The following is a 13,720-nucleotide window of genomic DNA, read 5'->3' on the forward strand; positions in this document are numbered from 1 at the left end:
ACGATATGAACGAATTTTCATTTCAGCTTTATAGTGCCCGTAATACTAAATCTCTCGATGAGGTTTTTGCTCTTTTACACCAAGCTGGTTATCAGCAAGTGGAAGGCTATGGTGGTTTGTATGGTCAATTGGATGAATTAAAAAGCTTATTAGAAAAACATCAATTAACTATGCCAACTGGGCATTTTGATTTAACCATGTTGGAAAACAATATTCAGCAGGCTTTGTATATCGCTAAAACCCTGAATATGCACACCATTATTTGTCCTTATATTTTGCCAGATCAACGTCCTGACAATGCGCAAGGTTGGTTTGAGTTGGGACAGCGGCTAGAAGCCATTAGAGAAAAAACCATCAATGCTGGTTTTGAATTTGGTTGGCATAACCACAACTTTGAATTTGAGGCTTTAGCCGATGGTTCTTTGCCCATGACGCAGATTCTAGAAGGCGGCCCGAATATTAAATGGGAGATGGATGTGTCTTGGGTGGTCAAAGGCGGACAAGACCCGATTGAATGGCTAACTAAGTATCGTGACCGTATTTGTGCTGTACATTTAAAAGACATCGCGCCAGAAGGGGAATGCCAAGATGAAGATGGTTGGGCGGACTTTACTCACGGAACATTGCCTTGGCGTGAATGGTGGCCTGTTGTGCGTTCAACACCAGCTAGTGCTTTTGTAATGGAGCATGATAATCCGAATGATTTATCTCGTTTCGCTAATCGTGCGTTAACAGGAGCAAAAGCCTTACTAAAAGGAGCGACAGTATGAAAACCATTTTGAAGGTTGGGCTGATTGGCTGCGGCAATATTTCGGACAGTTATTTTTCTTTAGCTCCGCAATTCTGTGGTTTTAAGATTGTAGCTTGTGCTGATTTAAACGCTGAGTTAGCAGCAACGAAGGCGCAAAAGTACGGTGTTGAAGCACGTAGTGTTGAAGCATTATTGGCTTCTCAAGATATTGATATTATTGTTAATTTGACGATTCCTGCTGCGCATTATGCAGTGAGCATGAAGGCACTTGAAGCAGGTAAGCATGTTTATTCAGAAAAACCTTTGGTTTTGAGTCTTGAAGAAGGCTTAAAAATGAAAGCGCTTTCACTAGAGAAGGGGCTAAAGGTAGGTAGTGCACCAGATACTTTTATGGGGGGATCTCATCAATTTGCTCGACACTTATTGGATCAAGGTGAAATAGGTGAGGTGTATTCAGGTACGTGTCATGTAATGAGTGCTGGAATGGAGAGCTGGCACCCTAATCCGGACTTTTTCTTTAAGGCTGGCGGCGGTCCGATTCTTGATTTGGGACCATATTACATTGCTAACTTGATTCAACTATTAGGACCTGTGGAGTCTGTGATTGCCAAAACATCGATTCCTCGTAAGCAACGTAAAATTACTAGCCAGCCAAGATCTGGTGACATGATAGACGTAGAAACTCCAACGACAATTCATGCCATTTTGAGCTTTAAAAATGGGGCAATGATTACGCTGGGTGCAAGTTGGGATGTGCAAGCCCATCAGCATTCCCATATGGAGTTATATGGTAGTAAGGGCTCTATGTATTTGCCTGACCCTAACTTTTTTGGCGGAAAAGTATCTCTGATTCAAGAGGGTCGTGAGATGCCCTTGAAACTCTGGGATCATCCGTTTGGCGTGCCAAATCAAATCCATGGCGAGCAGGCCAAGGCTAATTATCGTGCCGCAGGTTTAGCGGAAATGGGAATGGCGATTCACATGGGGCGCGATCATATGTGCTCACTTGACCGAGCATTGCATGGCGTGGAGGTCATGACGGCAATTTTGGCGTCAGGAGAGAGTGGACAATCCATCAAAATGACTACCCATTGTGATCGTCCTCGCGCACTTGATCCTGAGGCTGCTAAAGCCTTACTTGCTGCTTGTTTTTAGGAGGACATTATGAAAACGATAAAAGGCCCTGCGATTTTTCTTGCCCAATTTGTGGGGGATGAAGCGCCTTTCAATAGTTTCGACGGGATTTGTGGTTGGGTTGCCTCATTGGGGTACAAAGGCGTACAAGTTCCCACCTGGGATAAGCGCTTGATGGATCTCGAACGCGCCGCAAACAGCCAAGACTATTGTGACGAGCTAATCGCTACGGCGGCAAAGCATGGAGTGGTGATATCGGAATTATCCACGCATTTACAAGGTCAGCTGGTGGCGGTGCATCCAGCCTATGATGAGGCGTTTGATGGCTTTGCCGATCCAAGTGTAAGGGGGAACCCAAAAGCTCGCCAAGCCTGGGCGGTGGAACAGCTTAAAATGGCCGCCAAAGCTTCGCAGCGTCTTGGTCTAAATGCTCACGCTACTTTCTCCGGTGCGCTCGCGTGGCCGTATTTTTATCCTTGGCCGCAACGTCCAGCTGGTTTAGTAGAAGAAGCTTTTGCTGAGCTTGGTCGCCGTTGGAAGCCGATTCTCGATGCTTTTGACCAAGCAGGTGTCGATTTATGTTATGAAATCCATCCAGGTGAAGATCTGCATGATGGGGTAACCTTCGAGCGTTTTCTTGCCGAAGTAGATCATCATCCGCGAGCGAACATTCTTTATGATCCGAGCCACTTCGTGTTACAGCATTTGGATTATTTAGCCTTTATCGATCATTATCATGAGCGCATCAAAATGTTCCATGTGAAAGATGCAGAACTCAATTTAGATGGAAAATGTGGTGTTTATGGTGGTTTCCAAAACTGGGTAGATCGCCCTGGGCGTTTTCGTTCTATTGGTGATGGCCAGGTAGATTTTAAAGGCATTTTCTCCAAGCTCACCGCCTATGATTTTGCCGGCTGGGCGGTGCTGGAATGGGAATGTTGTTTGAAACACCCAGAAGACGGAGCCCGTGAAGGCGCACAGCATATCCAAGACTTTATTATCCGCGTGACGGATAAAGCCTTTGATGACTTTGCCGACAGCGGAGTGGATGCGCTGGCGAATCGTCGTATGTTGGGGTTGGAGTAATATTATGGCTGAAGCAAGCAAACGCCGTTTGCGTCTTGGTATGGTAGGTGGTGGCGAAGGTGCTTTTATAGGTGAGGTTCATCGTTTTGCAGCGCGTCTTGATGACCATTATGAGCTGGTGTCAGGAGCCTTATCAAGTCAACAGGAGAAAGTCGAACGATCCGCTAAGGTGTTAGGATTGGCTCGATCTTATGTGGACTTTGAAGAAATGGCGCGTCAGGAAAGTGAGCGAGAAGATGGCATCGAAGTGGTGTCCATAGTGACCCCCAACCATTTGCATGCACCAGTGGCGATGGCGTTTTTGAAACGCGGTATTCATGTGATTTGTGATAAGCCACTGACAGCAACTCTGGAGCAAGCAAAAGCACTTTATCAGGCTGCTGAAGATAGCCAAGCGCAGTTTTTATTAACCCATAACTATTCTGCTTATCCTATGGTACGCGAAGCGCGTGCCATGGTGAAAGAGGGTAAGTTGGGTGAAATTCGTTCTATACAAGTGGAATACGTGCAGGATTGGTTAACACAGTCGTTAGAGCAAACCGGCAACAAACAAGCGGTTTGGCGTTCGGACCCTGCTCAAGCTGGTTTGGCAGGCTGTGTTGGTGACATCGGCAGTCATGCTTATCAATTGGCGTGTTTTGTAGGTAACACCCAGGGTAAAGAAGTTTTGGCGGATTTATCCAGCTGGGTTGAAGGGCGAGCTTTGGACGATGACGCGAATATTCTGTTGCGCTATGAAAACGGAGCTAAAGGTCATTTGTGGGCGAGCCAAGTGGCTCCTGGCAATGAGAATGCCTTGTCGTTGCGGATTTATGGCGATAAAGCCGGCATCGAGTGGCATCAGGAATCACCTAATGAGCTGATTTATTCTGTGTTAGGTGAACCAAGCCAACGCCTTCGTCGAGGCAATAGCTATTTGAGCGAGGCGGCCACATTGGTTTCTCGTATTCCGTCTGGTCATCCTGAAGGTTATTTAGAGGCGTTTGCGAATTTATATCGCGAGTTTGCCGAGCAACTTCTCACATCAACCACGAATCCTAATTTACCAACACTGGCAACGGGGTTACATGGAATGCGATTTATCACAGCTACCGTTTATTCGAGCCAAAATAATGGCCTTTGGGTTCCATTAACTGATTAGTTATTAGAAGCGAGACCAGCACGAAGCTGGAATTAGCCGCAATATCTTTAAGCGGCTTTTTTCGGCTTGCTGTATACTTTCGGCTAAATAGCTAATTGAGTCATAGGAATAAACAAACATGGTCGGAACACAAGTTAATAACCCCTTGCATGGTGTGAAACTAGAGAAGGTTGTCACGGATCTGATGGAGCATTACGGTTGGGAGGAGTTGTCGATTCGTATCAATATTAATTGTTTTAAAAGTGATCCTTCAGTGAAGTCTAGCTTGAAATTTCTGCGTAAAACCCCTTGGGCCAGAGAAAAGGTTGAAGCGTTGTTTTTGGAAACTTTTAGCAGCTAAGCGCAGACTCTATTTCTGCCCTCACGTTTTGCTTGGTAGAGTTTTTGATCGGCAGCGCGAAGGAAATCGGTAAATTCATGCTCCGGCCGTAATGAGCTAATCCCAATACTCACAGTTAATTTGATTGGTTCGTTATGACTGAAGAATATCCCTAGTTCTACCGCCTTTCTGACTTTTTCCGCTTGTCTAAACGCTTCCTTATCACTGATATTCTTGAATAGAATGACGAACTCTTCTCCGCCTAAACGGTATATTTCTTTGGCGTGAATAGATTGCATCAAGGCATCGGCAACCTTTATAAGTACAGAGTCACCAATATCATGACCGTATTTATCATTGATATTTTTGAAGTGATCAATATCAATGATAAGCATGTGCATACTTTCAAAACTATGTTGGAAAGCTTGGAAATCAGCTTTTAAAGCATGACGATTTTTAAGGTTGGTTAAATCGTCTTGTAAGGCAAGTGAGTGGAGGAACTCACTGGTTTTTTGGCGTTGCACTTCGTAAATATGACAAACGAGCCAAATAGAGCAATACACTAGAGTAAAGTTGAATATCGTTCTATAAGGCATGAAGACTTGAGTGTCAGTACGAAAGAATATAACCATCGCAGCTGATAGCACAATAATGGCGCTAAAAATGAAACCTTTTCTCAAGCCAAATAAACTGTAGTACCAAAAAGGTAAAGCTAATCCCCAATAGGTTGCTCCGGCTACAAGGTCCATGACCGCAATCGACAGAAGAATATTTATGGTTAAGGAGATGAGAAGAGTGTAGCTGTGCCAAGGTCGATAAAGACCATTGGATGACTTATAAAGACAAAAGCCAGCAAAGGTAGCGACAGCGAGCTGCATCGTGCCAAGCCCAAGTTTCTGCAATGTGATCATATTGAGCACAAAGTAGACGCTATTCAAAACACAAATTAACGTGCTGAGCCATTTGTGGAATTCTTCTGGTGACACAGAGGAATGTGGGTAACGACGTGTACTCATTGATGATTCAACTTAAGAGCAATGGAAGTAAATAATGGTCAGTTATAAGGTGTGTTCTTAAACCGCCTCGGTAACATTTATCGATCCATAATGTACTAAGTTGCGTCCTTCGTTTTTAGCTGTGTATAGGTTTTTATCAGCGACGCGTAAAAACTCTCTAAAAGATTGCCCTTTGTTGAGTTGTGCTATGCCAATGCTCACGGTGATTTTGATGTTTTGTTGATGAGTTCTAAAAATAGAGTTTTCTACCGTTTTGCGAATAGTTTCCGCAAAATCAAATGCTTGAGTTTGGGTGTAATCATTTAAGACAATAAGAAACTCTTCTCCGCCAATACGATATACATGATCATTGTTTATACAATAGTGTAGTAGTTCAGTCATTTCAATTAGTACTGAATCGCCAACATCATGCCCAAACTCATCATTGACGCTTTTAAAATGATCGATATCTATAATCAGCAGGCGGGTTTCTTCTTGCTCTTTTTCCTGAAAAGGGTCTACCGCTGCTTTATTGAAGTGATCAAAAAAAAGTCTTAACGCGTGACGATTTTGCGCACCCGTTAGTGGGTCTTGGAAGGCCATTTTTTCTAGGAGTAGGCTGCTTTTTGCATATTGAGTTTCATATAAATAGCAAATGGCGTAGGACAAAAAGTAGGCTAATACGAAGTTAAGAACAGATCGATAGGGGATGAAACTCTCTGTATCGGATTTAATGAATAAAATAGCAAGAGCTGGTATGGACAAGAGAATAGTATAGAAAAGTCCAAGTTTTGGACCTGCAAGTAGGCAATATAGCGGTGGTAAGACAAGAAACCAGTAAATAGAGCCAGCTCTTAGATCTGCAAAATAAAAAGCATAAATGACAGCAGCTGTGATTGAGAAAGTTAGCATGTAGGTATGCCATTTTTTTGCTTTTTCTAGCTGAGCCGCTCTAAAAAAATACAAATTCATTAGGCCAAAAACAGCATCAATAATGCCAATGGTAATTTGGTTTAAGATGACGACATTAAGAAAGCAGTAAAAGATCATGATGACACCCGTGACTAGGCTCAGCCACTTATGCAGGGTGTCTCTTGTTTCCAATAATAAGAAGTTTGTTTGAGTCGTCATTTCGTCACTTTCTGTATATAAAATAATCAGTAAGGATTCTTAAGGGGACATATTCTCTCTTAAAAATATAGACTAGTTTGATCTATTTAAGTAACAATTTGTTACCGATGGCGGTAAAAGAATCGGCAGCATTGATTAATGACTGTGCAGTTAAGGATTCAACGCCATAGACTTCTACTTTAGTTTGGTATTTTTCCCTGAGTGTTTTAGCGAGAATATCGAAGTCGCCATCGCCAGAAAGCAAAACAAGGACATCGCTATCTTTACCATGCTCTATGCCATCGATAGCAATACCCACATCCCAGTCGCCTTTTGCTGAGCCATCCGAGCGTTGAATGAAGGGTTTCAATTTCACTTCAAAGCCAATCGCTCGTAGGATATTTTGAAACTGTCGTTGTTTCTCATCGCCTCTGTCTATGGCGTAAGCGATGGCCTTTACGACATTTCGACCTTCAGTCGCTTGTTGCCAAAAAGTGTTGTAGTCGAAAGAGCGTCCAAACGCTTGTCTCGTGGTGTAATAGACATTTTGAACATCGACTAAAATCGTCACATTTGTCATGGTATTCCTAGGCAGTATGAGTGAAAAACAGAGTGGGGAAAGAACACGTTACAAGTATTCGTATTGAAAAGAAATCATAAAACTGGATAAGAAGAGGGCGATAATTTTAAAAGCATCCCCATTATGCTTATTAGACAAATTTTTATTGGATAACGGAGTGTTTATATATGTCCGGATTTGAACCAGATAACCGTCTTAGACCGTTAACGCCACGAGAGGAAAACGCAAAAAGTAATATGGTGATTGCCTATGTTTTTATGTTGTTAGGCATATTCACGGGTGTCTTTTGGTTTATCGGTGCCATTTGGGCCATGGTAAAAGCAGATGAGGCCCGTGGCACTTTTTTTGAAGATCACTACGCTAATATTATTGGTACTTTTTGGTGGGGGATCTTTTGGAGCGTTATTGGCGTGATACTGACGTTATTTTTTATCGGCTATATTTTGTTGTTTTGTGTTTGGATTTGGTCGATTTTTAGGATGGTGAAAGGTATTGCCAGAGCAACTTCTAATCAGTCTTATCGGGAAATGTTTAATCCTTTTTAGATTTTTGATGGTTTTTACAGCCCATGCGTGGAGACACTTGGGCTGTAAAATAGAGTCTTGTTAATATAGTAGCGCCTTGCTAATTGTTCAGTAACGTCATTTTACTGTCTTTATAAAGCGTACCTTTGTTTGCCATTAACACTAGCTCTTTTAGACTGAGAGCCGAAGAAGGTTGCATAGTTAGGCTCAGTTTTTCAGGCTGCATTAAAAACGTTAATAATGTTTCGGCAACGTGTTTCGCTTCTTCCGAATCTGCTGGTGCAAGCCCCAATGCTTGGCTTGCGTATCTCAGACTGTTCGACTGATTTTCTGGTGAATCTCGCAAAACAGCCGATTGAGGAAACAGATGAGTGATTAATCCTGATTCTTCGTATTTCACCTCTAAAGAATGCAATTCAATGGCGTCACCATAGATGATGGGTAGCGCTTCAGGCTGGCCTAATGCAAACGATGCTAGTACGTCAGAACGTAGATCAGACATGACGATGCCATGATCCAATACGTTGATTTTAGAAGACAGATCTAGCTTGCCAATACCCTTTATGTCTAGTTTGAATTGAGACGAGACTTTTTCACCCTCAATCTTGGAAGTAAAAGAGCCTTTACCAAGTAAGGTTTCAATTCCACCTGCACGCATTAGGTGTCGTGTATCACGAGATAAGCTGTCGATTGGGCTTTCTTGAATCCAAAAATCCACATCTAAATCAGGGTATTTGATTGGGTAACTATTGAAAGAAATTCTAGCGAAGCGAAGCCATGGAGCATTCTCATTGCCAAAGCTGACATTTTCCAGGGAGGGCGTTAGAGTGAATGGATCAAGGTGAATGCTTTCATAATGGACAAAAGGCGCTAAACCAGATTGATTAAGCTGTTCTTGAATTTTGTCTTCGGCATATTGAGTCCCAAAACGCTGAACAAGATAGATGATAAAAATTGCCATGCAAGACAGTAAAATAAAGTAGGTGATGGCTTTGCCAAGACCGTTTTGAAGCTTAGTTGAGATGTTCAATTTTAAATCCTAAATTTTAAACATGTTTCTGTGTTGGAATAAAACATGCAGGTATTATTAAGCAATGTCGCTGTCAAAAAGCGACCTATTCGGAACATTATCTAATAAAGGACAATCGAATGCAGTTTAAAAAAAGTGTCTTATTGGCAGTATTAGCAACGACGACTTTTTCAGCGCCATCATGGAGCGCCGAGTCTGTTGATTTGTTGATCAAAGACGCTACCGTTTTGACTATGGATAACAGTAAAACGCTCTATCACCATGGTGTTGTTGCGATTAAAGGAAATAAAATTTTCGCTGTAGGTGATGCGTCATTAGCAGCTCAATTTGATGCGAAAAAAGTGTTGGATGTGCAGGGCGATATCGTAATGCCAGGCTTAATAAATACTCATACCCACGTATCTATGACGGTTTTACGTTCTTTAGCAGATGATGTGCCAGACCGTTTGCATCGTTATATTTTCCCTCTGGAAAACAAGCTAATTACCCGTGATATGGTGCGTATTGGCGCTAATCTTGGCAATGTCGAGATGTTGCGTGGCGGTGTTACTACCTACGCCGATATGTATTATTTTGAAGATGAAGTCGCCAAAACCGTTGATCAAATCGGCATGCGTGCTGTGCTTGGTGAGACTGTGATTAAATTTCCGGTCGCAGACGCTAAAAACGCCGAAGAAGGTATTAACTACGCGTTAAGATTCATTGAAGAATACAAAGACCATCCGCGCATTACACCAGCGTTTGCGCCTCATGCTCCTTATACAAACACCACTGAAGTGTTGCAGCGAGTAGCTGAATTATCCAAAGAGAAAAACGTGCCGGTGCTGATCCATTTAGCCGAATCTCACACCGAGCAAGAAAAAATTGCCGAGCGAGCTGACGGTAAAAGCCCTGTTCAATATATGCATGATATTGGTGCTTTGAATGATCACTTAGTTGGCGCTCATATGATTCTAGTAGACGATCATGATATTGAGCTTGTTAAAGAAAGTGGCATGGGCGTGGCGCATAACATGAGCGCAAATATCAAGTCGGCGAAAGGTGTTTCGCCTGCTCTAAAAATGTATGACGAAGGCGTGAGAATTGGCTTAGGGACTGATGGCCCAATGTCTGGCAATAATCTAAGTACTATTGCTGAGTTTGGGCAGGTAGCTAAAGTCCATAAATTGGTTAACCAAGATCGTGCGGCTATGCCACCTATTAAAGTCATTGATATGGCAACCATGGGTGCAGCAAAAGCGCTGCATATGGAAGATCGTGTTGGTTCATTAGAAGTTGGAAAATTAGCAGATATTATCGTCGTGGATACCAAGGCTCCGCATATGGTACCTATGTATAATCCTTACTCTGCCTTGGTTTATTCTGCTTATCCTAGCGATGTTCGACACAGTATAGTTGACGGCAAAATCCTTATGGAAGACAAGAAAATACTCACCGTAGATGAAGCTGCGATTATTAAAGAAGCCGTGGAATACACTCAAATTGTGCGTGATACTGTGATAGCGAATGGTGACGAAGTTCTATAGATACCTTTGCACGACTGCTGCTAGTCTTCGATCATGAGGCCGTGCACAGCTCTTTACTACTTCATAGTTCTTATTTTTTTATCTCGAGAAAACCTCTTTTTACCTCAAAAATAGAAAGAGGTTTTTTATTTTGGGCTTCTTTTATCCAATCGTTACGAGCACGCTGGGATATTCACGAAAAATGCGTACCATAGAGATAATTGACTAATATCCAGTCTGTATTTACAAGGAGCGCGTTATTTCATCTTTGATTCCCTCGCAAGACGACTTATGGTTTTTGCCTTTAGGCGGCACCGGCGAGATCGGTATGAACATGAACCTTTATGGCCATGACGGGCAATGGTTGATGGTCGATTGCGGCGTTTCCTTTAACGAGCCATTGACGCCTGATGACCTGCGTACCTCCGAAATCGTTTGCGCTGATCCTAGTTTTATTGCCGAACAAAAAGAACGTTTAGCCGGCATCGTCATTACTCACGCCCATGAAGATCATGTGGGGGCTTTGCCTTTTTTGTGGCGACGTTTCAAATGTCCGGTTTACACCACGGCTTTTACTGCAGAAGTTTTGCGTCGTAAGTTGGTTCAAGTAGGCTTAACCGATCAAGTGCCGATTATCGAAGTGAAAGAAAACGAAACCAAAAAGATTGGCGTGTTTAATGTCAAATGGTTGGGATTGACTCACTCGGTTCCAGAACCTTATGCGATGACCATCGACACGCCTGCTGGTCGTGTCTTTCATACAGGTGATTGGAAAATCGATAAAAAGCCAATTTTGGGTGATGCGTTTTCTTCATCAGCGTTTAAGGCGTTAGCCAAAGAAAACATTCTCGCCATGGTGTGTGATTCAACCAACGCGCTAAAAGACGGTTTTTCGCCGTCTGAAAGCGATTGTTATCTGGGATTATTAAAAACCATTGAGGCAGAAAAGAATCGTGTTGTGGTGGGTTGTTTCAGCAGCAATGTCGCGCGTTTAGTGGCATTGGGGCAAGTCGCAAAAGCAACAGGTAGATACCTTGCCTTGATTGGAAGGTCGCTGACAAATATGGTTAGTGCTGCACGGGTGACAGGCCATTGGCCGGATGATTTACCGATTATCGACGCTACGCATCTCGGCTATTTACCAAGAGAAGAAGTATTGGCTGTGGTCACAGGAAGCCAAGGGGAACCAAGGGCGACCTTGAACCGATTGGCCGCCAATAATTGTTTTGATTTGAGTCTAGAAGCCGACGATTTGGTAATTTTTAGTTCCATGCGCATTCCCGGCAATGAGCAGGCCATAGACAGATTAGCCGAGCAATTTAAAGGTCGGAAAATCCGCACCTTGCAAGCTCATGAAACCGACTTGACCATTCATGTGAGTGGCCATCCTTGCCGCGAAGAACTCAAACAGCTTTATACTTGGGTGCAGCCGCAATTGGCGATTCCAGTTCATGGCGAGCCGAAACATTTGGATGCTAACGCTGACGTGGCGAAACTCAGCCATGTGCCGGATCAGTTAATCGGTCGAAATGGCGACTTATACCAGCTAGCGCCGAACGTTAGTATTCGACGTCAGCAAGTAAAAGTCGGTCGTATTGCGTTGCTCAGGTAACGCTAAATAAAACGAATGACAAGGCGAGAAGCTACTTATCGAGTTCATTGAAAATCGGTGCAAACACGCTTTTCGCTGGTTTGCCAGGGATCTCCTTGGCTAGCCTTGGGACTAAATAACCTGGCAGCTCGGCAGCCACTTTCCCCATCAAGCGTTGAGCATCTTCGATTGAAATATCAAAGTGCGCCGCGCCTTCGACTGGATCTAACGTGAACATGTAGTAAGGCAAAATCCCAGCATCGAATACAGCTTCGCTCAAATTGACTTGAGCTTCTACCGAATCGTTGACGCCTTTTAATAGAACACCTTGATTGAGCAAGGTAACGCCCGTTCTTTTCAGCTTATAGGCTGCCTGAGCGAGCTCTTCGTCCATTTCATTGGCATGATTAATATGCCACACCATCACGATGTCGAGACGACTTGCTTTGATCCACGCTAGCATGTCATCGCAAACGCGAGATGGAATCACCACGGGCAAACGCGAGTGAATGCGTAGGCGTTTTATTTGTGGCAACGCATCAAGCTTGCGGACTTTATCGGCGAGTAAAGCGTCTTTCATCATCAAAGGATCACCGCCACTTAAGATCACTTCGTTGATTTGAGGATGGGCTTTTAAATAGTCGATTACCGAGTCCCACTCCGCTTGCGCTAGTTGATTGTCACCGTAAGGAAAATGACGACGGAAACAGTAACGACAGTTTACTGCGCAAGTGCCAGTGGTAATAACCAACAAACGACGTTTGTATTTATGCACTATGGCTTTTTGTGGATTGTGTTCGGCTTCTTCTAATGGGTCTTTTGTGTAACCCACGACTTTTTGCATTTCAGCTGTACTAGGCAGAATTTGCAGCAGCAGAGGATCGTTAGGGTTGCCATATTCAATGCGCGACAAATAAGGTCGCGGCACCAGTAATTTGAAGCTCTGATGTGCTTCTATGCCTTGTTGAGCAAGACTTTTTGGCAGACCTAAGTGCTCAACCAGTTCTGGTAAGGAGGTTAGGGCCTGCGACAGGTGCTGCGACCAGCTTAAATTGTTCTTTGTTTGAATAGGGATCACGTCAAATATCTGCAAAATTGTGTTCATTTGGGTTATGATTGCGCCAACTTATTTTGGCCTACTCGGCCAGTGGCTCTCAGAGATCTTTGCAAACGCTCTTTTTACTTGTCTATTTAACGGTTCTAAATGACATAAAAAGAAGTTTGCAGAGATCTTGGGACTGACATGATACGCCAGTCAGAGCCTTTTCTCTAAAAATATACTGTGAGGATGTATGGCTAATATTTCTACCAGCGAAATGCGCAGCGGTTCTAAAGTAATGGTCGACGGCGATCCATGTGCGATTATCGATAACGAACACGTCAAACCAGGTAAAGGCCAAGCCTTTAACCGCATCAAGCTGCGTAACCTAAAAACTGGTCGTGTTTGGGAGCGTACTTTTAAATCTGGTGATACGCTAGAAACAGCTGACGTAATGGACACCGATATGGAGTACTTGTACACCGATGGCGAGTTCTGGCACTTCATGGCTGTAGATGGTTCTTTTGAACAACACGCAGCAGATGAAACAGCAGTAGGCGACACGATTAAGTGGCTGAAAGAGCAAGAAAAATACGTTGTAACTCTATACAACGGTGCGCCATTGGCGGTTGCTGCGCCTAACTTCATCGAACTTGAAGTAAAAGAAACGGATCCAGGTGTAAAAGGCGATACGGCTAACGGCGGTTCTAAGCCTGCTTTCTTGGTAACTGGCGCTATGGTTCGTGTACCACTGTTTATCAACATCGGTGAAGTTCTTCGTGTTGATACTCGTACTGGCGACTACGTTTCTCGCGCAACAGGAAAGTAATTCCTGAATTTGCATAATTAATATGAAAGCCCCCGATAGGAAACTATCGGGGGCTTTTTTTGCTTCGCTGTCCCGTCCTGAAATAG

The 13,720-nt window shown here is 43.5% G+C and carries 14 protein-coding genes; 9 read left to right on the forward strand and 5 right to left on the reverse strand.

Annotated features, from left to right (window positions below):
- Positions 1-5 precede the first annotated feature (5 nt).
- The 5 genes from B6N13_RS02585 (at position 6) to B6N13_RS02605 (ending at position 4,452) form a co-directional block, all read left to right on the forward strand.
- Positions 6-770: a sugar phosphate isomerase/epimerase gene (locus B6N13_RS02585; protein WP_012068605.1), complete on the forward strand. Its 765-nt coding sequence runs from the start codon at positions 6-8 to the stop codon at positions 768-770.
- Complete coding sequence (locus B6N13_RS02590; RefSeq protein WP_169458377.1) at positions 767-1,906, forward strand: Gfo/Idh/MocA family oxidoreductase; 1,140 nt, start codon at positions 767-769, stop codon at positions 1,904-1,906. Before B6N13_RS02585 ends, B6N13_RS02590 begins: the two co-directional genes overlap by 4 nt.
- Positions 1,907-1,915: 9 nt before the next feature.
- A complete protein-coding gene (locus B6N13_RS02595) occupies positions 1,916-2,971 on the forward strand; it encodes a sugar phosphate isomerase/epimerase (protein ID WP_169458378.1) in 1,056 nt (351 codons plus the stop codon).
- Between the two features lie 4 nt (positions 2,972-2,975).
- Entirely contained in the window at positions 2,976-4,112 is a 1,137-nt protein-coding gene (locus tag B6N13_RS02600) for a Gfo/Idh/MocA family oxidoreductase (RefSeq protein WP_169458379.1), read from the forward strand.
- 118 nt (positions 4,113-4,230) lie between these two features.
- Positions 4,231-4,452 (forward strand): VF530 family protein, encoded by a 222-nt coding sequence (locus tag B6N13_RS02605; protein ID WP_169458380.1) that lies wholly within the window; start codon positions 4,231-4,233, stop codon positions 4,450-4,452.
- Here B6N13_RS02605 and B6N13_RS02610 read toward each other — a convergent pair.
- The 3 genes from B6N13_RS02610 to B6N13_RS02620 all read right to left on the reverse strand — a co-directional run bounded on the left by B6N13_RS02610 (position 4,449) and on the right by B6N13_RS02620 (position 7,116).
- A complete protein-coding gene (locus tag B6N13_RS02610; protein WP_169458381.1) occupies positions 4,449-5,447 on the reverse strand; it encodes a GGDEF domain-containing protein in 999 nt (332 codons plus the stop codon). The genes B6N13_RS02605 and B6N13_RS02610 overlap by 4 nt on opposite strands.
- A gap of 57 nt (positions 5,448-5,504) precedes the next feature.
- On the reverse strand, positions 5,505-6,557 hold the full coding sequence (locus tag B6N13_RS02615; RefSeq protein ID WP_248280198.1) for a GGDEF domain-containing protein: 1,053 nt from the start codon (positions 6,555-6,557) through the stop codon (positions 5,505-5,507).
- An 82-nt stretch (positions 6,558-6,639) separates the two neighbouring features.
- Complete coding sequence (locus tag B6N13_RS02620) at positions 6,640-7,116, reverse strand: NYN domain-containing protein (RefSeq protein WP_072840393.1); 477 nt, start codon at positions 7,114-7,116, stop codon at positions 6,640-6,642.
- A gap of 167 nt (positions 7,117-7,283) precedes the next feature.
- Here B6N13_RS02620 and B6N13_RS02625 point away from each other — a divergent pair, with 167 nt between their 5' ends.
- Positions 7,284-7,661, forward strand: coding sequence for a YIP1 family protein (locus B6N13_RS02625; RefSeq protein WP_169458382.1), 378 nt, complete (start codon positions 7,284-7,286; stop codon positions 7,659-7,661).
- A 79-nt stretch (positions 7,662-7,740) separates the two neighbouring features.
- Here the strand turns inward: B6N13_RS02625 and B6N13_RS02630 are convergent, their stop codons facing one another.
- A complete protein-coding gene (locus tag B6N13_RS02630) occupies positions 7,741-8,670 on the reverse strand; it encodes a hypothetical protein (RefSeq protein ID WP_169458383.1) in 930 nt (309 codons plus the stop codon).
- Positions 8,671-8,789: 119 nt separating this feature from the next.
- Here B6N13_RS02630 and B6N13_RS02635 point away from each other — a divergent pair, with 119 nt between their 5' ends.
- Both B6N13_RS02635 and B6N13_RS02640 read left to right on the forward strand, forming a co-directional pair.
- Positions 8,790-10,196 carry an amidohydrolase gene (locus tag B6N13_RS02635; RefSeq protein WP_169458384.1) on the forward strand — a complete coding sequence of 469 codons (1,407 nt, stop codon included), beginning with the start codon at positions 8,790-8,792 and terminating at the stop codon, positions 10,194-10,196.
- Between the two features lie 307 nt (positions 10,197-10,503).
- Complete coding sequence (locus tag B6N13_RS02640) at positions 10,504-11,787, forward strand: ribonuclease J (RefSeq protein ID WP_248280199.1); 1,284 nt, start codon at positions 10,504-10,506, stop codon at positions 11,785-11,787.
- A 31-nt stretch (positions 11,788-11,818) separates the two neighbouring features.
- Here the strand turns inward: B6N13_RS02640 and epmB are convergent, their stop codons facing one another.
- Positions 11,819-12,871 (reverse strand): EF-P beta-lysylation protein EpmB, encoded by a 1,053-nt coding sequence (gene epmB / locus B6N13_RS02645; RefSeq protein WP_211172738.1) that lies wholly within the window; start codon positions 12,869-12,871, stop codon positions 11,819-11,821.
- 187 nt (positions 12,872-13,058) lie between these two features.
- Between epmB and efp the strand changes: the two genes are divergently transcribed.
- Positions 13,059-13,634 (forward strand): elongation factor P, encoded by a 576-nt coding sequence (gene efp / locus B6N13_RS02650; RefSeq protein WP_072840388.1) that lies wholly within the window; start codon positions 13,059-13,061, stop codon positions 13,632-13,634.
- Positions 13,635-13,720: the final 86 nt, after the last annotated feature.

It is taken from the genome of Marinomonas sp. UCMA 3892, assembly GCF_012726345.1.
Classification (GTDB): Bacteria; Pseudomonadota; Gammaproteobacteria; order Pseudomonadales; family Marinomonadaceae; genus Marinomonas.

Coding starts and splice junctions, on each gene's coding strand:
- B6N13_RS02600 (WP_169458379.1), top strand. CDS start 2,976: ATGGCTGAAGCAAGCAAACGCCGTTTGCGTCTTGGTATGGTAGGTGGT.
- B6N13_RS02625 (WP_169458382.1), top strand. CDS start 7,284: ATGTCCGGATTTGAACCAGATAACCGTCTTAGACCGTTAACGCCACGA.
- B6N13_RS02615 (WP_248280198.1), bottom strand. CDS start 6,557: ATGACGACTCAAACAAACTTCTTATTATTGGAAACAAGAGACACCCTG.
- B6N13_RS02585 (WP_012068605.1), top strand. CDS start 6: ATGAACGAATTTTCATTTCAGCTTTATAGTGCCCGTAATACTAAATCT.
- B6N13_RS02640 (WP_248280199.1), top strand. CDS start 10,504: ATGAACATGAACCTTTATGGCCATGACGGGCAATGGTTGATGGTCGAT.
- B6N13_RS02595 (WP_169458378.1), top strand. CDS start 1,916: ATGAAAACGATAAAAGGCCCTGCGATTTTTCTTGCCCAATTTGTGGGG.
- B6N13_RS02620 (WP_072840393.1), bottom strand. CDS start 7,116: ATGACAAATGTGACGATTTTAGTCGATGTTCAAAATGTCTATTACACC.
- efp (WP_072840388.1), top strand. CDS start 13,059: ATGGCTAATATTTCTACCAGCGAAATGCGCAGCGGTTCTAAAGTAATG.
- epmB (WP_211172738.1), bottom strand. CDS start 12,871: ATGAACACAATTTTGCAGATATTTGACGTGATCCCTATTCAAACAAAG.
- B6N13_RS02590 (WP_169458377.1), top strand. CDS start 767: ATGAAAACCATTTTGAAGGTTGGGCTGATTGGCTGCGGCAATATTTCG.
- B6N13_RS02635 (WP_169458384.1), top strand. CDS start 8,790: ATGCAGTTTAAAAAAAGTGTCTTATTGGCAGTATTAGCAACGACGACT.
- B6N13_RS02610 (WP_169458381.1), bottom strand. CDS start 5,447: ATGAGTACACGTCGTTACCCACATTCCTCTGTGTCACCAGAAGAATTC.
- B6N13_RS02605 (WP_169458380.1), top strand. CDS start 4,231: ATGGTCGGAACACAAGTTAATAACCCCTTGCATGGTGTGAAACTAGAG.